We start from the raw sequence: 18,023 nt of genomic DNA, 5'->3' as shown, positions 1-18,023 counted from the left end.
TCACAGCTTCACGGGAAAGAGCTTCTGGCCCTCGGCGCAGAAGAGACCCAGGCGATTCTGCTCCACGAAGGGCCCTCCCGCCTCGCCGTGCTCGAAGTCCCTGAGCGACACTTCCCGCGAACCCCCAGGCGCGATGCCTCCCAGTTTGTACGTCTCGCGTCCCTGGGCCACGAGGATGCAGTTGCTCCACGTGATGGTGTCCGTGTTGGTGATCTCGAACTTCCTCAACAACGGGGTGCGGCTGCGATCCGCGATGCGTCCCACCAACGCCCGCGGCCCCGAGGGCGCGGCGGGTTTGGGAGGCGCCGTCACGGCGGGAGCCGGTGCGGGGGGAGGCTCCGAGGGAACCTCGAACTTCGCCGGGACGACGAGGGGAAGGACCGCGAAACGCTCGATCCGCCCCGCGTTGCGCACCCGGGCATCCGGTGACACCACGGCGCCCTTCTCGGACACCTTGAGCACCGTCGCCTCGCCCAGCAGCTTCGCCTTTCCATCCCGCACGGGGGCCACCACCACGGGGATGACCATGCCCGGCGAGAGCCCCGCCGCGCGTCCCTCCGGAACGAGGAACTGCGACGCCTTGGGGCCGGGCCGCATCGCCGCCACGTGTTCCGCGGGAACGAGCCGGGCCGATTTCGGGGCCGGAGTCTCCACCACCACCTTGGGCTCCTCGGGAGGCGGGGGCTCCCCCCCCATCGCCGCACCGGCGGGAGGAGGACCCTCGAGCGCCGGCGGCGGACCCACGGGAGGAGGAGGAGGCCAGGGCCGAGGAGGGCCATCGGGCGGTGGAGGGCGATCCTCCGGAGGGCGTTCACCTCGATGAAAACTTCCGGGACCCCGCGGGCGCCGCTCGTCCGGAGGACCCCGATCGTGGGAGGCATACTCCGAGCCAGCGGGTTGATTGTTCGTCAACCACACGGTCGTCACCCCCGCCGTGGCGCCGATCAACCCGAGCGCGCCGAGGAGGATCGCCACCGTCCACCCCTTGCGGCCGGGTCCTTGAGACAGGGCCTCGGGTGAGGGGGACACCACGGGCACGGCGGTACGGCTGTCAGCGCGCACCATGGTGGAGGCGAAGCCAATTCCAGTCGCGTCCATCGCCGCGGGCGTCTGGACGCCGGTGTTCATGGGCATCCCGGTCGGGCCCAGGGGAATGGGGGTGCGGCGCAGGCTCGGGTTGGAGGTGAGCCGGGAGAGGAGCTGGCGCTGCGACGCGAAGGCCTCCGGGCAGAGTCCGCGCACGAAGTTGCCCACTTCCTCGGCGCCCAGGGACGAGCCCTGGCGCAGCAACTGCTCGTTCAGGGCGCGGGCGAAGTCGTCGGCGCGGGCGTAACGGTCCTCGGGATGGGGCGCGAGCGCGCGACGCACCACGGCATCGAGCGAGGGATCCACGTCCGGCCGCAGCTCGTGCAGCGCGGGCACGACGGGGTTGGACATGGCGGCCATCATCTCGCCCACGGTGCCATGGGCGAACAGGGGCTGCCCGGCGAGCAACTCCCACACCACCACCCCGCACGAGTAGATGTCGCTGCGGTGATCCACGGCCTCGGCACGCACCTGCTCCGGGGACATGTAACCGAGCTTGCCCATGACGGTGGAGGGCAGCGTGTACTTGCTCCGGGCGGCGCTCTTGGCGAGGCCGAAGTCGATGACCTTCACCTCTCCTTCATAGGAGAGCATGACGTTGTGCGGCGACACGTCGCGGTGGACGATGCCGAGCGGCTGGCCGTCCGGGCCCATCTTCCGGTGGGCATACCCCAGCCCCTCGCTGATGTGCTGGCCGAGGTAGAGCGCCACCGGGAGGGGCAGCGACTGGCCCTGCACGCGGGCCTGCTCCTGCAGGAAGGCCAGATCCACGCCCGCCACGTACTCGAGCGCCATGTAGTAGGTGTTCTCGGCCTCGCCCATGTCGTAGACCTGCGCGATGGACGAGTGCACCAGGTGCACGAGAACCTTCGCTTCATGGTGGAAGCGATCGAGGAACTGCCGGTCCTTCAGGAGCGTGGGGAGGATCGTCTTGACGATGCAGGGCTTCTCGAAACCCGCCGCTCCGGAAATCTTGGCGAGGTACACCTCTCCCATTCCACCCTGCCCCAGAAGATGGACGAGTTCGTAACGGCCGAGGAGACGAGGCAGGGCAGCGGAGTCGTTCGTCGCGGGAGAGTCCATGGACACAGAAGACACATCTTAGCCCGGGATTATGAACACCGGGTTGCGGGCCCTCCCGGCCTCCGCCTAGGGTGCGCCTCACCGATCCATGGGTGGTGCATGAACGGTGAGGTGGAAGGGTGGAAAGTCCGGGGAACGGGATATCACTGAACTTTTGTACAGCCCCCCCCCCCCCCCCCCCCCCCCCCCCCTCCAAATCCTTGATTTTCCTGTCTTTTCACCTGGTTACGGCACCGGAGCGAAGGGGTGCCCACATGGGAGGGAGCCATGCAGCGGATAGGGCGGTCGCGGGCCGGCAGGGGGGCCGAGCACGCTCGTTCCCTCGGGGAACGGGCATGAGCAGGACCTATACCTCACGTTTCGACGTGGACGCCGTGCTCCAGTGTGTCGAGTCCGTGAGTCAGCAGCAGGAGCGGGGAACGCCGGAGGACGCGGCGCTTCGGGTATGCGCGGCCGCGTTGGCCTACATCCGCGATGAACTCCAGAAAGTGGAGGAGTTCCGCGAGTTCTACCGCAAGCGTTCCCCTGCCTCCGTCATCAGCTTCCGGGTGGAGCACACCTTCGACACCCGCGAGGCCGCGGACGACTGGCTCGCCCTGGGGACGGCCCGCGATGGCCAGCGTGTGCGCATCGAGGGCCAGGGCTACATGGTCGTGGACCTGGGGCCCAAGAAGGGGATGCGGTTGGTGCGCAGGCGGCTGCCGGACGAGCCGCCGCCGCTTCCGAGCCTCTGAGCACCCGTCACTCGGCCTTCTTGGGCGCGCTCACCGGCGCCACCACGCGGTGGACCGGGTACAGCTCGCCCACGGTGATGCCGTCATCCAGGAAGCGCCAACGGCAGAAACCATCGTCCGAGTGGGGCTCGAGCAGGTACACGGCCAGGGTGCCCGTGCGCTGGGCGGTGGGGACGTGGAGCGTGCCCTTGGGGAACTCGCGCGAGGAGCGCTCCGGGGCCACGGTGAGCACCGTCTCGAAGCGCACGGGCTTGGGCTTCTGGCTGAGGGGCACCTCGGCCTGGCCGGGCGGGGGGACGTTGGCGGCCACGTCGGGGCTGAATGTCTCCTCGCGCCGGGCCACCCGGTAGCTGTCTACGGTGAAGCGCTGGGGAGCGTCCAGGCGCTCGAAACGGATGCCGTGGCCCTCCAGGCGCGAGGCCAGCGACTCCGGAACGAGGTAGCCCGAGGGCGTGCTCACCGCCTGCGTGGGAATGAACGTGCGGTGGTGGGGAACACGATAGGTCTTCTTGCGTTTGCCGGGGTAGCGGCGCGCGGTGATGCTCGCCTCGTCGAAGGACAGGAGTTCCGCTTCGTCGCCGGGCTTCACGTGGGCCGGGTACTCGAACACGAGCGCGCCCTTGTCGTCGCGCGTGGCCACGCCGTAGTTGATGCCCACGAGCTGAGACACATCGGGTGACTTTCCGCGCGCGATGACGCGGGCCTCCTCGGCGGAGGTGATGGCGAGGTAGGCGCTGGCGTTCTTCGCGGCGTCGCGGAACAGCTCCAACAGCCACGCGCGCATCACCTCGCAGCGGCGCGGGAAGTCCAGGTAGCTGTAGGTCTCCAGCAACACGTCGATGCGTCCGAGCAGGCCGCGGTAGTGGCTGCCGAAGCGCGGAAGCGCCGGGTAGGTGTGCCAACCCGAGCGGGGATCGCCCTCTTCCTTGTAGTTGCCGTACCAGAAGCTGTCGAAGCCATGACGCTTGGACACCGCCTGGGCCACGCGCTCGAGCATGACGCGGTTGAAGTTCCGCAGCTCCTGGAAGAGCGGCTCGTTCGAGTGCGACGTGTCGTAGGTCAGATCGAAGGCATGGATGCTGCCGTCGGTGGTGTGGCAGTCGATGAAGACGTGCGGCCACCACTGCTGGTGGAGCTTCGCGATGGCGCGCGTCTCCGGCGCCTCCTGCTTCATGCTGTCGCGATTGAGATTCCAGCCCTCGCCGGTGTAGCGCGTGCCCACGCCGCCCTCGGGATTCACCTGGCCCTCGAGGTTCTTCAGGTCGAGCTTGCGGTTGTCCGGGCTGATGCGGTCGTTGCCATCGGGGTTGAAGTCCGGCACCAGCACGAGGCACAGCTTGTCGAGGAGCTTCGCGCCGAGCTTCGTGAGCGTGAGGTCCCGCGCGAGCGCGAGCACGGACTCCTTGCCCTCCACCTCGCCAGCGTGGATGTTGGCCTCCACCATCACGATGACCTTCTTCTGCTTGCGCGCCAGCTCCGGGGTGAAGCAGTTGCGATCGCTCACCACCAGGGCGGTCAGGGGCTGGCCCTCGCCGCTCTGGCCGAAGTCCACCCGCTTCGCGAGTTTCGTCCGGGCACAGAGCGCATCGACGAAGGCGAGCACATCGGCGTGCCGCGAGGTCTGGGTATGGTTCGAGGCTTCGGCGCGGGTGAGCAGCTCGGTCATGAACAAGCATCCGAGCCGCCCTGGCCCCGCACCGTCAAGCACTTCCCCGTCCGCTCAGTCGTCGGCGGACTCGGCCGAGGGCGCGGGCGCCGCGGGCATGCTCCCCGGAGGGGGCATCAGGGACTTGTCGATGCCCACGCGCAGTTGCTCCGCGGTCAACGCGCCATTCGACGCCTCGGGCGAGGCCTCGTACCACCGCTGCAAGCCCTGGGAGAACTCCTCCTGGGAGACCAGGCCACTCTTGTCCGTGTCCAGCGCGGCGAGGATGAAGTGGCCAAAGAACAGGCCCGGGCCCATGGGGGGGTGCTTGATGACGAACCCCTGCTCCTTGCCGTTGAGCTGCGCGGTGATGGACCGCGCGCGCGCCTCCGCGAAGGGCTTGATGGGCCGCACCTTCTCGTTGATGAAGGGATTGGGAGGCGGAGGAGCGCCCTGACCTTTCTTCATCCCCGGCGTGCGCAAGGGCAACTGCTCGACGAACTCACCCGCGACCAGCTTGTCGAAGCGCGCCAGCTTCTCCGGGGATTCGTCCTTCACGGAGGGCCGGATGGCCGCCGCGGTCTCGTCCACCAGGGCCTTGACGCGCTCGGGCTTGAAGGCGCCCTGCTGCAACTCCTTCAGACGCGCCAGGTAGAGCTTCTTGAACTTCGGCTGCTGGAAGAGCCGCGTGAGGAAGCGCTTCTCGCCCTGCCACGGCTGCTCGATGCTCAGCGTCTCCATCTCCTTGTTGGTGAACATGTTGAGGTTGCCAAAGGAGTGGTCCAGATCCCACGGGATGATGGAGAACTTCTGGGTGCGAGGATCCAGGTAGACGTAGAAGTTGTGGCCGATGAGCAGCGGGCTGTCGAGCGTGGTCAGGGACACGGAGACCGCCAGGTAGCGGGCGAAGGTGTCCAGGTCGATGTACTGCTCGATCTTGGAGGCGAAGTCCTTGTCGCTCGCGTGGCTCACGAACTTGCTGAAGGCGATGAGCCGCGCTTGCTGCTTCTCGGTGACCTTCCCCTTGGGGTAGTAGGCCTTCTCGTAGGTCGCCCAGGTGTCGCCCAGGTCCGTGAAGAGGTTGGGCATCACGGGCTTGAAGAGGGCGCCCTTGTCCGTCTGGTAGTGCATCCGCTCGAAGGCCGAGTCGATGTTCTCCACGAGGGAGTAGAGGCCCACGTAGCGCCGGTCATGCAGGCCGGGCACCGAGACCGAGACCCGGGCATAGGCGGTGCGGGGCGCCACCACGCCCCCGTCCCGGTAGAGCCGGTGCGACAACACCTCGTTCATCCAGCTCGTGTCGGTGACGTTGCTGTGGAAGTTGAGCTTGTGCAGACCTCCCAGGCGCTCGTCCTTCACGAACTCGTGGAGATCCACCTTGAGTGAACGCTTGAGGTCCCCGTGGGACTGCATGTACGAGAAATTGCCCTTGTAACGGACCGCCACGTCCTTGAAGGTCTGGCCCTCGAGCTCCAGGTTCGCGCGAGCGGTCTCGAACTGGATGCCCATGACGGCGGCGACGTCGTCGCTGCGCTGATCCTTCGACTCCTCCGCCTTGTGGTTCAGCGCTCCCAGCTCGAACAAGTCATTGAGTCCGTCGCGCAGGTTCTTGCCGTCGAGCCCTCCCCGCTTGTTCTCGTCCCACGTCTTGAACCAGTTGCCCGCCAGGGTCTGGAACTCGGCCTTGGACAACGTGCCGGACTTGTCCCGGTCGCCCTCGGCCACCATGCGCCCGGAGAGCATCCGCCCGGGGGTGAAATGACGCATCCGCTCCTCGGGCGAACCGACGACCTTGGGCTCCAGGGCCGCCCACTGCTCGGGCGTGAACGTCAGGTGCACGTCCCACACGGTGGTGGGTGCGAACAACTGCTCCGCCGTCTGGGGAGCCGGACGCGGCTTCTCCTCGGCCCTCGCCTGCTCCGGAAGAAGACCTCCGCTCATCATCGCCAGCAATACAGCGCCCAGCTTCGCGCTCATCCGTGCACTCCCCTTGTGTGAACCCATCGTTCCATCCATGTCACGAACAGGTGACATCCCTGGCGAATACCGCCCCTCGCCCCGAGGGTCAACGCGGCGCGGACCGCCTGCGGGCGGTGACGCGCAGCCCATGGCGGGGCCGCAGCGTCACGAGTGCCTGGGGCTCGACCGGATGGCCGGGCACACGCTGGAAGTGATAGCGCCGCGCGAGCATGGCGAGCACGAGGTGCCCCTGTAGGAGAGCGAGCCCACTGCCCACACACATGCGCTGACCGCCCCCGAAGGGCAGCCATGCGAAGCGCGGACGCGCGCCGGAACGAGCGGGCAGGAAGCGATCCGGGTCGAAGCGCTCGGGGTGTTCCCAGAAAGCCGGGTGGCGGTGGATGACGTAGGGGAGGATGACGACGATGGTGCCCCGGGCCACGGGGTAGCCCCCGAGGATGTCGTCGTTGAGCGCCACCCGGCTGATGAGCCAGGCGGGCGGATAGAGCCGCATGGACTCATCGAAGACACGCGCCGTGTAGCCCAGGCGAGGCAGGTCCTGGAGCGTGGGCGTCCGCTCGCCGAGCAAGCGCGTCACCTCCTCGGCGAGCCGTGCCTCGGCCTCGGGGTGCTGTTCGAGCAGATGGAAGGTCCAGGTGAGCGCGTTGGCGGTGGTCTCGTGCCCCGCGAGCACGAGCGTCATCACCTCGTCGCGCAGCTGCCGGTCGCTCATGCCCTCGCCGGTGTCCGCGTCGCGCGCCTGCATCAACATCGCGAGCAGATCCTCCGAGGCATGCGCTCCCCGGTGTCGTGCGTCGATGATGCCGAAGACGATGGAGTCCAGCACCTGGATGGCGCGGCGCAGGCGCCGGTGGCCCGGCAGCGGCAGACTCGCGGGCAGGGGCAGCACGGAGAGGACCTGATGGTTGAGTTCCTCCAGCACGGTGGTCACCGCGCGCGCCACGTCCCTCGCGGAGTCACTCAGGTCGGCGCCGAAGAGCACCCGGCCTGTCATGGCGAGCACGAGCCGCATCAACTCGGCCGAGAGATCGAAGGGCTCGCCCCGCTCCGCGAGCGCGTCCCAGCGCGGCAGCGCGTCCTCGATGAGCCCGGTGATGACGGTGGCCATGCCCGCCAGGCGCTCCTTGTGGAAGGCGGGCTGGGCGAGGCGGCGCTGGCGCTTCCAGAAGTCCCCCTCGCTCAGGAGCAGCCCCTCGCCCAACACGGGCCGCAGCCGCTGCATCAACGCGGTCTTCCGGTAGTTCTGCGCGTTGTCCACCAACACCCGTTTGACGTCATCCGGGTGGCTGAGCTGGTGCATCAGGAAGGGGCCCATCGGGTAGCGGACCACATCGCCGTACCGCTCGCGGCCGCGAAGGAAGAGGGAGAGGGGGTCGGATCTGCGCTCGGGAAGGTTACCGAGGAGCCAATGGCCCTTCGGCCCGGGCGGAATGCGTCGGGCGGCGTCGTGTGTCATCGGGGACGGTGTCTCCGCGGGGGCGGTGTCGCCCCAGAGTAGCCGGTCCCGCTAAGGTGGCGCGCGTGAGCACACCCCGCTTCATTCCTGGATTCGATGCGCCCGAGCGTCCCCGCGACCCGGCGTTGCTCTTCGCCGTGCGTGGCTTCGATCTCCTCGTCACCGAGGGAGAGGGCGCGGCGCTCATTCCCACGGCGTCCCGGCTGCCCGCGCTCGCCGAGCATGCGCACTTCCTGGGCACGCTCGACGAGCAGGACTGCTACGTCACCGCGCTGCCCAAGGACACCCCGCCTCCCACCGGCATGCGCTTCATGCCCGCCCGGGATCTCTACCCCGTTGTGGACGAGGTGCTCTTCGGCCTCGGAGGCCGGGCGATCGCCATCGCCGAGTGGGATCTGCAGCACCGCTTCTGCGGACGCTGTGGCCAGCCCACGGCCATCACTCCGGGCGAGCGGGCGCGCCGCTGCACGGCCTGCCGCACGCCCTTCTACCCGCGCATCTCCCCGGCGGTCATCGTGCTCATCACCCGGGGAGACTCGATGCTGCTCGCGCGCAACGCCCGCTTCCCGGGCGCCTTCTTCAGCACCCTGGCCGGCTTCGTGGACGTGGGCGAGTCCCTGGAGCAGACGGTGATGCGGGAGGTGAAGGAGGAGGTGGGCGTGGACATCCAGAACCTGCGCTACTTCGGCAGTCAGCCGTGGCCCTATGGGCGCTCGCTCATGGTGGGCTTCACGGCGGAGTACGCGGGCGGTGACATCCACGTGGACGGACAGGAAATCGCCGAGGCCGCCTGGTTCACCGTGGACCAACTGCCCCGCATTCCCCCGCCCCTGAGCATCGCCCGAAGGCTCATCGACGCCTTCCTCTCCCAGGTGAAGGCCCGGACGCCTCCGGGCTGAAGGCCACGTCCCCTTGGCGGGCAGGCGGTCCAGGGGCACACCCCGTGCCGCGCTTGCGTCACCCCTCCGGCTCGGGTTGAAGAAAAGCATGCCCCTCGCACGCCCCCACATCGAACCCCGTCGTGTTCCCACCGCCGACTCGGTGGTGGTCAAGGAGATCTACCTCTCCGTGCAGGGCGAGTCGTCACACGCGGGGCTCCTGTGCTCCTTCGTGCGGCTCACGGGCTGTCACCTGCGCTGCACCTACTGTGACAGCGAGTTCGCCTTCCATGGCGGCGCGCGCCGCCAGAACGCGGACGTGGTGGCCGAGGTGAAGGCACTTGGCGCCCAGCGGGTGGAGGTGACGGGCGGCGAGCCGCTGTTGCAGCCGGGCGTATATCCGCTGATGGAGGCCCTGCTCGCCGAGGGCATGACCGTACTCCTGGAGACGAGCGGCGCCATCGACGTGCGCCTGGTGCCACCCGCGGTGCACAAGATCGTGGACATGAAGACGCCGTCCTCGGGCGAGAGCGATCGCAACGACTACCGCAACCTCCAGTCGATGAACGCCAACGACGAGCTCAAGTTCGTCATCGGCGGCCGCGAGGACTACGAGTGGAGCAAGCGGCTCATCGCCGAGCACCGGCTGCTGGACAAGCCCTACGAGCTGCTCTTCTCCACGGTGCACGGGAAGCTCACCCCGAAGGACCTGGCCGAGTGGGTGATCGCGGACCGGCTGCCGGTGCGCTTCCAGTTGCAGATGCACAAGTACATCTGGCACCCGGACGAGCGCGGGGTGTGAGCGCGCGGACTATCTCCCGAACAGCCCGAGGAGGAGCCGCAGCACGAGCAGGCCCTGCAGCAGGACGAAGCCGAGGTTGATGACCGCGAGCACCCGCGTGGCCCGCGCCATCGTGCGCGCCCGGGAAGGCAGGTCCGCGCGCTCCAGGCGCCGCAGCTCGCGCGAGGCCATGAACCATCCCGCGCCGAACGCCAGGAGGTTGAGCACGGGCACGCGGCGCAGGAGGGGCAGGACGATGGTGGCCTGGCCCGTGTCGATCCGCACCTGGAAGGGCAACAGCAGCACGAGCGGCGCGGACACCAGGGCCACCCCTTGCAGGCCGAGCGCCAGCGTGAGGGCCCAGGAAGGAGTGCCCCGCCGATGGAGCAGGGCGAAGCAGTCCGCACAGGCGGCGGTCTCTCCGATGAGCTCCGTGCACTCACCACACAGGAAGGTGCCGCAGCGCGCGCAGGTGGCGACCGCCATCCGTTGATGCACGGGACAGTGGGGAGTGGACTCCACGTCGTGACGGGGCTCAGAAGCCAGAAGGCGAGCGCATCATCACCTGCTCCAGCGCATGGGCGCCCAGCCCGAGGAACACGGCGGTGAGCGCGGTGCTGCCGAAGAAGCCCGCGAGGATGAAGTTCTTGCGCGAGTGCTCGAACTGACTGAACGCGTACACGGGCAGGTAGAAGGGCACCAGCAGCACCATCATCCCCGTGCCCAGGCTGCGGCGGAACGCGTGGACGAGTGGGAAGAGGGAGCACACGAAGGTGATGACCCCGAACAGGGCGGCGAGCGGAAGAAGCGGCACGGGATTCCAAATAGCACGCGTGCCGCCGCGTGCTAAAGCTCGCTCCCACGTCTCCTGACCGAGGTTCCCGGACGATGGCCACCTTGAAGACACTGCTCACCTTCATCCTGGCGGGTGCCTTCCTGGGCCTGGCCACGGCGTCCTGGCTGGGGCCCAAGTGGCTCGAGTGGGACAACACCCCGCGCCTCCAGGCCACCCAGATGATGTGCAACCTGCCCGAGGTCATCCGGGGCGTGACGCAACAACTGCTGCACTACCAGTTCATGGGCACGCTGGTGGGCGCGGGAATCATGCTGGTGCTGGGCATCGTGTTCGTGGTGTCGCGCGCGAAGAAGCAGAAGCAGCAGCGGGCCGGGCAGCCGCCCCTGACGCCGCCCTCGCCCGGCCCCTCGGTCTGAGCGGGGCCCGCCTCACGCCGCGGGCAGCTCCACGATGAAGCGCGCGCCGCCCTCGGAGCGGTTCTCCGCGTGCAGCGTGCCCCCGAAGGACTCCACGTACTCGCGCGACAGGGCGAGCCCCAGCCCCGTGCCCTTCTCCGGCGCCTTCGTGGTGAAGAACGTGGTGAACAGCTTGGACAGGTGCTCGTCCCGGATGCCCGGGCCGTTGTCCTCCACGAGCAGCCGCACCCGCTCGGCCGCCACCTCCACCCTCAACATCACCTGCCCATCGCGCACCTTCGCGTCCTCGATGGCGTCCGCCGCGTTGAGCAGCAGGTTGAGCAGCACCTGCCCCAGGCGCCGCGGCTCGGCCTGCGCCACCGGTGTGCCCGGCACCTCCACCGCCAGCGTCACCAGCGACTTGAGCCGCACCGAGGCCAGGCGCACACTCGCGGCGATGACCGGCGTCAGCTCGCAGCGGCCCACCGGCGCCACCACGTCCTCCGAGCGCGAGAGCACCGTCAGGTCCTTCACGATCTGATGGATGCGATCCACGCCCTGCATCGTCTCGCTCAGGGCCGCGGAGAACTCCGCGTCGTCTCCGCCCTCCGTCTTCTGCCGCCACTCCTCGAGCAGGTAGCGCAGGTTGGCCTGGACATAGGCCAGGGGATTGCGCACCTCGTGCGCCACCCCCGCCGCCAGCCGCCCCACCTGCGCCAGCCGCTCGGCCCGCAGCGCGCGATCCTCCGACACCACCAACGCCTGCTTCGCCTCGCGCTCCTCCTCCCGTGCCCGCCTCGACGCCCGCCGCAGCTGGTGGTTGTAGTAGGTGAGCAGCACCCCGAGCGACCCGGAACTCAGCAGCAGCAACAGCCAGGACACCCGCTGGGACCACGCCACTCCATCCAGGGCCATCACGACACTCGCCCCCACCATGGGCAGCGTCCCCCGGACCACCGCCTCCCAGGGCCGCTCCCAGGGCAGCATCATCCCGAACATCGGCAGGATGCACAGGCTCGCGAACACGGGATTGGACGTGCCGCCCAACCGATAGGCGATGAGCGGAATGAAGAGGTTGGGCAGCAGCACGCCCGCGGTGAACCGCACCAGACCCCGGCGCGCGCGGGGAAGGAACTCGATGGCCCATGCCAGTCCCACCATCAGGACCGCCCACAGCCCCCGCAGCAGCAAGGTGTCCCACGTCCACCGCATCGCCGACAGCACATCCAGGAGCCAGAACACCAGCGAGCGCACCGCCACCCATCGCAGGATTCGTCCCTCATCCCGCGCCGTCGCGTCCTGGTGCGGCTGTCCCATGTCCACCCCGTCTCGCCTGATTCCAAGGGGAATCAGGGGTTACGGGCTAACTTGGCATAGATGGAGGTCAGGCGGAACCCAGCCCGGGTCAGGGGCGAACCCGCTCCACGAGTCTCAATTTCTCGGCGCGGGGAAGGCGTTTGAGGGCGGCTTCGCGACGCAAAGCGGACCCTCGATCGGCCGCCTGCTCACTCCACACCAGCGTCACGGGCAGACGCGCGCGGGTGTACGCGGCGCCCCGGCCCCGGTTGTGGGTGGCCACGCGGCGCTCCAGGTCGTTGGTGGCACCGGTGTAGAGGCTCCCATCCCGGCAGCGCAGCATGTAGACGGTCCAGGGGACTGACACGGCGGGGCGGAGGATAGCGCACCCGCGCACTCACCGGGGCACCGGACAGAGCACCGGACGCAGCGGCTGCTCACACGCCGCCATCACCAGGGACACCGGCAGGAGGGGATCCACCCCCCACGCCGACATCACATGCGCCCGGCTGAGCAGGCCGACCAGGCGGCCGGCCTCTCCCACCACGGGCAGGAGAGGGAGCTGGTAGCGCTCCATCATTCCCAGGGCCCGTAGCAGGGTGTCCGTGGGTACCAGGGCGACCTCGAACGACGACAACTTTTCCGCAACAGTCGGCTTTTGCCGCATCTACGCGCCTCCCGGCTTGAACAGGTGGGATGCCCTGCAACCACCTTGCCGACCTGTGGGACGAGTTGATTTTGAACAAAGCGGTCCCAGGCGCGGGCGCGTTAGAGTCCTCGGGTGACGAATCGAAACGGTCCCAGGTTGACGCGCATGGCGGATCTCTTCTCGCGGGCGGTGAGCCGCGATGGCGCCGGATTGCTCACCCTGCCCTTCAAGCCCGATGAGCTGTACCGGGTGCCCACGGACGATGGGGCGGCGGTGGCGCTCGGGCGCTATCACCCGAGGGGAGAACGGCGCCACGCCGAGCCGGTCATCCTCTGCCATGGCCTGGGCGTCAACCGCTTCCACATGGACTTCGACGAGCGCTACAGCCTGGCGCGCTACCTGGCCCGGGCCGGCTTCGAGACGTGGGTGATGGAGCTGCGCGGCCGGGGGCTCGCGGGCCCGTGTCACGAGAACTCCTTCGATGATCAAGCGGAACACGACGTGCGCTGCGCCCTGCGCACCGTGCTCTCCACGGGGGCCAAGGAAGTGCTCTGGGTGGGGCATTCCAAGGGAGGCCTCACGCTGTACGGCCATCTGGCCCGAAACCCGCAAGCGCCCGTGCGGGCCGCGGTGGCCCTGGGCAGCCCCTTCACCTTCGCGGTGCAGCCGGGCCTCAAGGTCTTCGTCCAGCGCGTGGAGCCCCTGCTGCGGCTCAAGGCGATTCCCGCCCGCCGCATCACCGGCATCGCCCTGTTCGGCGCGCCCCCGGGGCCCCTCACCCGCTACATGATGCTCGAGGAGAACATGGATCAGGACGTGGTGCGCCGCGCCCTGGCCAACCTGCCCTCGGACATCTCCGGTGGCGTGGCGCGTCAGTTCGCCCAGTGGATCTCCACCGACTCCTTCTGCATGGTGGATGGCACCTGCTACCGCGCGCCGCTCGCCGGGGTGAAGCTGCCCGTGCTGCTCGTGGCGGGAAGCAAGGACCTGCTCGCTCCCCCGCTCGCCGTGGCGCGCGCGCAGGAGTACCTGGGCGGTCCGGTGAAGCTGGTGGTGGCTGGAAAAGGGCACGGCTTCGCCGCGGACTACGGCCACGCGGACCTGGTGCTCGGACGCCGGGCGCCGGACGAAATCTTCCCCCTGGTGGAGGCGTTCCTGGCGAGTCACGCGACCCGGGCCTGAGGCCCCCGCCCCGTTGTCCGCCCATTCCGGGCGTGCTACCCACGCAACCCGCGCCCGCCATGCCCTCCGTCCTCCGCGTCTCCAGCCTCGCCGTGCTCGCCCTGGTGGGCTGCGAGCGCCCCGCGCTCCCGGGCCAGGCCGTGGTGGACTTCCGCCATACCCGCGTCCCGGGGGGCACGCCCGTGGCCTCCTGGACGGGAGATCGGGTGACGGCGGAGGAGCTGCACCGGCTGCTGGAGGAGATGACCCCCGCCCTGCGCGAGCGCTACCAGACGCTGGAGCAGAAGCGCGAGTACGTGGAGGGCCTGGCGCGCTTCGAGCTGCTGGTGCGCGAGGCGCTCGCGCGCGGGCTCCAGGATGATCCCGAGGTGGTGGCGGGCACCAAGCGCGCCCTGGTGTCGCGGCTGATGCGCGCCGAGCTCGACGAGGTCTCCCCGGCCGTGTCCGAGGCGGACGTGGCGGCGGCCTATGAGCGGCAGCGGGAGGACTACGTGCGGCCGGAGCAGGTGCGGCTCTCGCACATCTTCCTCGCCGCGCCCCGGGCGGACGCGCCCCGGGTGGCCGCCGCGCTCGAGAAGGCCGAGGCGCTGCGCCTCCAGGCCCTGGCCCTGCCCGCGCGGGACTTCGCCGCCTTTGGACGGCTCGCGCGCGCGCACAGCGAGGAGCCGCGCACCCAACCCCTGGATGGAGACCTGCGCTTCCGCTCCCTCGACGTGCTCGCCCAGGACTTCGGGCCCGAGCTGGCCGAGGCCGCGCGCGCGCTCGTGCCCCAGGGGCTCGGAGCGCTGAGCGGCGTGGTGCGGACGGACGCGGGGCTGCACGTGGTGCGGCTCACCGGCCACCAGGCGGCGTTGAACCTGACGCTCGAGGACGTGCGCGCCCAGCTCTCCGGCCGCCTCGCCCAGGAGCGGCGCACCCGCGCCTGGAACCAGTTGCTCGCCGGGCTCGCGCGCCGCTCGGACTTCACGGTGGACGCCGCGGCGCTCGCGCGGGTGCACGTGGACGCGCTCACCCCGGCCCGCCCCACGAGTGGTCCCCCGCCGGGCACCCTTCCCGCCCCTTTTCCCGCTTCCCCCGTGGAGCCATGATCTCCCCAAGGAGCTCCCCCATGCGCCTGGCCGTCATCCGCCGCCTCGCCTCCCCCCTGGTGCTCGCCCTGGGGCTCGCCGGCTGCTCCCAGAAGGACAAGGAGGAGCCGGACGCCCAGGTGGTGGCCACCGTGAATGGCGAGGTCATCGGCCGCGCCGACTTCGAGCGGGAGCTGGAGCGCGAGTTCATCCCCTCGAGCACCGAGTCCGGCCAGCCCTCCCCCGAGGAAGTGGAGCCCTACAAGCGGGCCCTGCTCGACACGCTCATCTCGCGCATGGTGCTCCTGCAGGAGGCGCGCACGCACAACATCACCGTGACGCCCGACGAGGTGGACCGGGGCGTGCTGCGGCTGTCGAGCGACTACCCAACGGGCAACTTCAACGACGTGCTCGCCGAGGGCCAGCTGTCCATGGCCCAGCTCAAGGCGAACGAGGCCTCGCGCCTCACCATCGAGAAGCTCTTCGCCACGACGGTGTACCCGCGCGTGGGCGTGACGGAGGAGGAGCTGCGCGCCGACTACGCCGCGCACGAGGCGGACTACACCATCCCCGAGCGGGTGCGCGCCGCGCAGATCGTCGTCAAGGGCATGGACGAGGCGCGGCGGGTGCAGGCGCAGCTGCGCTCGGGCAAGAAGTTCGCGGAGCTGGCGCGCAAGTACTCGCTGAGCGCGGACGCGCGGGTGGGCGGGGACCTGGGCTTCTTCCCCCGGGGACAGATGCCGCCCGCCTTCGACGCCGTCGTCTTCACGCTCCAGCCGGGCCAGGTGTCCGACGTCGTGGAGACCGAGTACGGCTACCACCTGTTCCGCGTGTTGGAGAAGAAGCCGGGGCGCAAGCTGGAATTCAACGAGGTGCGCGAGCAGGTGGAGGCGAAGCTGCTGGCGCGGGGACGGGCGGAGGCGCAGGCGAAATATGAACAGGACTTGCGGAGCAAGGCCCAGGTGTGGGTGAACGAGGCCATCCTGCAGGCCATCCGCGGACGGCCCGTCACCCACGCGGCGGCGAAGCCTTGAAAGAGAGACGGAGCGTTATGAAGAAGTGGCTTGGGACGATGGTGGCGGCGCTGCTCCTGCAGGGCGCCACGGCGCGCGCGGAGCTGGTGGACCGGGTGGCCGCGGTCGTCAACCGCGACATCATCACCCTGTCCGAGGTGGAGAAGCGCGCCGCGCCGGAGCTCGCGCGCATCAACGGCGGCACGCGCGACGCCCAGCAGCGCACCGAGGAGCGCGCCCGGGTGATGAAGCAGGCCCTGGACACCCTCATCGGCGAGAAGCTGATGGAGGAACAAATCCAGGAGCTGGGCCTCTCCGTGACGGACTCGGAGCTGGAAGCGGCCGTGTCGGACGTGAAGCGGCAGAACAACATCACGGACGACTCCCAGTTCGACCGGCTCCTCGCGGGCGAGGGCTTCACCGTGGCGGCCTACAAGGACTTCCTGCGCAAGCAGATGTCGCGCATGAAGCTCGTGCAGCTCAAGGTCAGCCCCAAGGTGAAGGTGTCCGAGGAGGACCTCAAGGCGGCCTATACCCAGTACAACAAGATGGAGTCGGGTGACGCCGAGGTGCACGCGCGGCACATCCTCGTGCAGGTGGACGCCAAGGCGACGCCCGCCCAGGTGGAGGCGGCGCACAAGAAGGCGCTCGCGCTCGCCGAGGAGGCGCGCAAGCCGGGCGTGGACTTCGCGAAGCTCGCGCAGGACAAGAGCGAGGGCCCGAGCGCCGCGGACGGAGGAGACCTGGGCTTCTTCCGGCGCGGCGTGATGGTGCCCGCCTTCGAGCGCGTGGCCTTCTCGCTCAAGGATGGCGAGGTGAGCGAGCCGGTGCGCACCCAGTTCGGCTGGCACGTGCTCAAGGTGGAGGAGCACCGCGCGGTGGACGTGGCCCCCTTCGAGACGGTGAAGAACGAGCTGGAGTCGCGGCTCAAGCTGCAGAAGACGGAGAAGTACGTCGAGCAGTACGTGCAGGAGCTGCGGCAGAAGGCCTCCGTGGAGACGAAGATCTGAGCGCCCGCCCCCTCGTCGGCATCTCCCTCGGAGACGTCTCGGGAATCGGCCCGGAGGTGACGGCGGCGGCGCTCGCGCTGCCCCGGGTGCGCCGCGCCCTCGTGCCCGTGGTGTTCGGAGATGGGCCCGCGCTCGAGCGCTTCGCCCTCTTCGGCACCTGGGAGCGAGCCACCCCCGCCACGCTCTCGCGGCCCACCCGTCCCACGGTGTGCGTGGTGACGGAGCTCGCGGAGAAGGACCGGCGCCCCGGGCACCCCACGCGCCGGGGTGGCCAGGCGCAATACGCCTATGTCCAGGCGGCCATCGCCGCGGCACGGGCCGGCCAGGTGGACGCGCTGTGCACGGCGCCGGTGTCCAAGGAGCAGATCTCCCGCGCGGGCATCCCCTTCATGGGCCACACGGAAGTGCTCGCGGACGCGTTCGGCCGCGAGGTGCTCATGCTCATGGACGGCCCGCGCGTGCGCGTGGCGCTCGCCACCAACCATGTGCCCCTGGTGGAAGTCTCCCGCCTGCTCACCGTGGAGCGGCTGGTGGCGCAACTCCAGCTCCTGTCCCGGAGCCTCGTGCCCGTGGTGGGCCACGCGCCGCGCATCGGCGTCTTGAGCTTCAACCCCCACGCGGGCGAGGGCGGACTGCTCGGCCGCGAGGAGGTGGAAGTCATCACCCCCGCCATCCGCCGCGCCCGCCGGCTGCGCGTGGATGCACATGGCCCTCTGGCCGCGGATGGGCTCTTCGCCCGGGTGAATGACTTCCCCTATGACGTCGTGCTGGCCATGTACCACGACCAGGGCCTCATCCCGGCCAAGGCGCTGGACTTCGAGCGCACCGTGAACGTCACGCTCGGCCTGCCCGTGCCGCGCACGTCACCGGACCACGGCACCGCCTATGACATCGCGGGCAAGGGCCAGGCGAGCAGCGTGCCCATGGTGGAAGCGCTGCTCAAGGCGGCCCAGCTCTGCGCGCGCTGACCGG

At 69.4% G+C, this 18,023-nt stretch carries 18 protein-coding genes; 9 read left to right on the top strand and 9 right to left on the bottom strand.

What is annotated here, in order from left to right; genetic code table 11:
• A complete protein-coding gene (locus MEBOL_RS20155; RefSeq protein WP_095982889.1) occupies positions 1-2,169 on the bottom strand; it encodes a serine/threonine protein kinase in 2,169 nt (722 codons plus the stop codon).
• 335 nt (positions 2,170-2,504) lie between these two features.
• Here MEBOL_RS20155 and MEBOL_RS20150 point away from each other — a divergent pair, with 335 nt between their 5' ends.
• The gene (locus tag MEBOL_RS20150) at positions 2,505-2,903 is read left to right on the top strand and encodes a hypothetical protein (RefSeq protein WP_157775280.1); all 399 of its coding nucleotides are present in this window, start codon (positions 2,505-2,507) and stop codon (positions 2,901-2,903) included.
• A gap of 7 nt (positions 2,904-2,910) precedes the next feature.
• Here MEBOL_RS20150 and MEBOL_RS20145 read toward each other — a convergent pair whose 3' ends face one another.
• From MEBOL_RS20145 to MEBOL_RS20135, 3 genes are all read right to left on the bottom strand, one after another.
• Entirely contained in the window at positions 2,911-4,569 is a 1,659-nt protein-coding gene (locus MEBOL_RS20145) for a M14 family metallopeptidase (protein ID WP_095978963.1), read from the bottom strand.
• Between the two features lie 54 nt (positions 4,570-4,623).
• Positions 4,624-6,525, bottom strand: a complete 1,902-nt coding sequence (locus MEBOL_RS20140; RefSeq protein ID WP_170115553.1) for a CotH kinase family protein — start codon at positions 6,523-6,525, stop codon at positions 4,624-4,626.
• An 88-nt stretch (positions 6,526-6,613) separates the two neighbouring features.
• A complete protein-coding gene (locus MEBOL_RS20135; protein WP_095978961.1) occupies positions 6,614-7,984 on the bottom strand; it encodes a cytochrome P450 in 1,371 nt (456 codons plus the stop codon).
• A 65-nt stretch (positions 7,985-8,049) separates the two neighbouring features.
• On the opposite strand from MEBOL_RS20135, the gene nudC reads away from it, so the two are divergent.
• Positions 8,050-8,883, top strand: coding sequence for an NAD(+) diphosphatase (gene nudC, locus MEBOL_RS20130; protein WP_095982888.1), 834 nt, complete (start codon positions 8,050-8,052; stop codon positions 8,881-8,883).
• An 88-nt stretch (positions 8,884-8,971) separates the two neighbouring features.
• Entirely contained in the window at positions 8,972-9,664 is a 693-nt protein-coding gene (locus MEBOL_RS20125) for a radical SAM protein (protein ID WP_095978960.1), read from the top strand.
• A 9-nt stretch (positions 9,665-9,673) separates the two neighbouring features.
• On the opposite strand, the gene MEBOL_RS20120 is transcribed toward MEBOL_RS20125, so the two are convergent.
• A complete protein-coding gene (locus MEBOL_RS20120; RefSeq protein WP_095978959.1) occupies positions 9,674-10,129 on the bottom strand; it encodes a hypothetical protein in 456 nt (151 codons plus the stop codon).
• Positions 10,130-10,178: 49 nt separating this feature from the next.
• Positions 10,179-10,457 carry a hypothetical protein gene (locus MEBOL_RS20115; RefSeq protein WP_095978958.1) on the bottom strand — a complete coding sequence of 93 codons (279 nt, stop codon included), beginning with the start codon at positions 10,455-10,457 and terminating at the stop codon, positions 10,179-10,181.
• A gap of 74 nt (positions 10,458-10,531) precedes the next feature.
• Here MEBOL_RS20115 and MEBOL_RS20110 point away from each other — a divergent pair, with 74 nt between their 5' ends.
• Positions 10,532-10,855, top strand: coding sequence for a hypothetical protein (locus MEBOL_RS20110; protein ID WP_095978957.1), 324 nt, complete (start codon positions 10,532-10,534; stop codon positions 10,853-10,855).
• 12 nt (positions 10,856-10,867) lie between these two features.
• Here the strand turns inward: MEBOL_RS20110 and MEBOL_RS20105 are convergent, their stop codons facing one another.
• The 3 genes from MEBOL_RS20105 to MEBOL_RS20095 all read right to left on the bottom strand — a co-directional run bounded on the left by MEBOL_RS20105 (position 10,868) and on the right by MEBOL_RS20095 (position 12,767).
• Positions 10,868-12,151, bottom strand: a complete 1,284-nt coding sequence (locus tag MEBOL_RS20105) for a sensor histidine kinase (protein WP_095978956.1) — start codon at positions 12,149-12,151, stop codon at positions 10,868-10,870.
• An 88-nt stretch (positions 12,152-12,239) separates the two neighbouring features.
• Positions 12,240-12,473 (bottom strand): GIY-YIG nuclease family protein, encoded by a 234-nt coding sequence (locus MEBOL_RS20100; RefSeq protein WP_095978955.1) that lies wholly within the window; start codon positions 12,471-12,473, stop codon positions 12,240-12,242.
• Between the two features lie 54 nt (positions 12,474-12,527).
• Positions 12,528-12,767 (bottom strand): CBS domain-containing protein, encoded by a 240-nt coding sequence (locus MEBOL_RS20095; RefSeq protein WP_245919944.1) that lies wholly within the window; start codon positions 12,765-12,767, stop codon positions 12,528-12,530.
• 177 nt (positions 12,768-12,944) lie between these two features.
• Between MEBOL_RS20095 and MEBOL_RS20090 the strand changes: the two genes are divergently transcribed.
• Genes MEBOL_RS20090 through pdxA form a run of 5 tightly spaced genes read left to right on the top strand, consistent with a single transcriptional unit; the run spans position 12,945 to position 18,019 of the window.
• The gene (locus MEBOL_RS20090) at positions 12,945-13,961 is read left to right on the top strand and encodes an alpha/beta hydrolase (RefSeq protein WP_095982887.1); all 1,017 of its coding nucleotides are present in this window, start codon (positions 12,945-12,947) and stop codon (positions 13,959-13,961) included.
• Positions 13,962-14,020: 59 nt separating this feature from the next.
• The gene (locus tag MEBOL_RS20085) at positions 14,021-15,049 is read left to right on the top strand and encodes a peptidylprolyl isomerase (RefSeq protein WP_095982886.1); all 1,029 of its coding nucleotides are present in this window, start codon (positions 14,021-14,023) and stop codon (positions 15,047-15,049) included.
• Positions 15,050-15,069: 20 nt separating this feature from the next.
• Complete coding sequence (locus MEBOL_RS20080; protein WP_095978953.1) at positions 15,070-16,062, top strand: peptidylprolyl isomerase; 993 nt, start codon at positions 15,070-15,072, stop codon at positions 16,060-16,062.
• Between the two features lie 17 nt (positions 16,063-16,079).
• Positions 16,080-17,051 carry a peptidylprolyl isomerase gene (locus MEBOL_RS20075; protein WP_095978952.1) on the top strand — a complete coding sequence of 324 codons (972 nt, stop codon included), beginning with the start codon at positions 16,080-16,082 and terminating at the stop codon, positions 17,049-17,051.
• Complete coding sequence (gene pdxA / locus MEBOL_RS20070; protein ID WP_095978951.1) at positions 17,048-18,019, top strand: 4-hydroxythreonine-4-phosphate dehydrogenase PdxA; 972 nt, start codon at positions 17,048-17,050, stop codon at positions 18,017-18,019. The genes MEBOL_RS20075 and pdxA overlap by 4 nt, the downstream gene beginning before the upstream one ends.
• Positions 18,020-18,023 lie beyond the last annotated feature (4 nt).

The sequence above is a fragment of the Melittangium boletus DSM 14713 genome, assembly GCF_002305855.1.
GTDB lineage: Bacteria > Myxococcota > Myxococcia > Myxococcales > Myxococcaceae > Cystobacter > Cystobacter boletus.
This window is presented reverse-complemented; position numbering and strand designations above follow the sequence as displayed.

Coding starts and splice junctions, on each gene's coding strand:
- MEBOL_RS20075 (WP_095978952.1), top strand. CDS start 16,080: ATGAAGAAGTGGCTTGGGACGATGGTGGCGGCGCTGCTCCTGCAGGGC.
- MEBOL_RS20120 (WP_095978959.1), bottom strand. CDS start 10,129: ATGGCGGTCGCCACCTGCGCGCGCTGCGGCACCTTCCTGTGTGGTGAG.
- MEBOL_RS20090 (WP_095982887.1), top strand. CDS start 12,945: ATGGCGGATCTCTTCTCGCGGGCGGTGAGCCGCGATGGCGCCGGATTG.
- MEBOL_RS20150 (WP_157775280.1), top strand. CDS start 2,505: ATGAGCAGGACCTATACCTCACGTTTCGACGTGGACGCCGTGCTCCAG.
- MEBOL_RS20135 (WP_095978961.1), bottom strand. CDS start 7,984: ATGACACACGACGCCGCCCGACGCATTCCGCCCGGGCCGAAGGGCCAT.
- MEBOL_RS20100 (WP_095978955.1), bottom strand. CDS start 12,473: ATGCTGCGCTGCCGGGATGGGAGCCTCTACACCGGTGCCACCAACGAC.
- MEBOL_RS20155 (WP_095982889.1), bottom strand. CDS start 2,169: ATGGACTCTCCCGCGACGAACGACTCCGCTGCCCTGCCTCGTCTCCTC.
- MEBOL_RS20125 (WP_095978960.1), top strand. CDS start 8,972: ATGCCCCTCGCACGCCCCCACATCGAACCCCGTCGTGTTCCCACCGCC.
- MEBOL_RS20105 (WP_095978956.1), bottom strand. CDS start 12,151: ATGGGACAGCCGCACCAGGACGCGACGGCGCGGGATGAGGGACGAATC.
- MEBOL_RS20085 (WP_095982886.1), top strand. CDS start 14,021: ATGCCCTCCGTCCTCCGCGTCTCCAGCCTCGCCGTGCTCGCCCTGGTG.
- MEBOL_RS20145 (WP_095978963.1), bottom strand. CDS start 4,569: ATGACCGAGCTGCTCACCCGCGCCGAAGCCTCGAACCATACCCAGACC.
- MEBOL_RS20140 (WP_170115553.1), bottom strand. CDS start 6,525: ATGAGCGCGAAGCTGGGCGCTGTATTGCTGGCGATGATGAGCGGAGGT.
- MEBOL_RS20110 (WP_095978957.1), top strand. CDS start 10,532: ATGGCCACCTTGAAGACACTGCTCACCTTCATCCTGGCGGGTGCCTTC.
- MEBOL_RS20080 (WP_095978953.1), top strand. CDS start 15,070: ATGCGCCTGGCCGTCATCCGCCGCCTCGCCTCCCCCCTGGTGCTCGCC.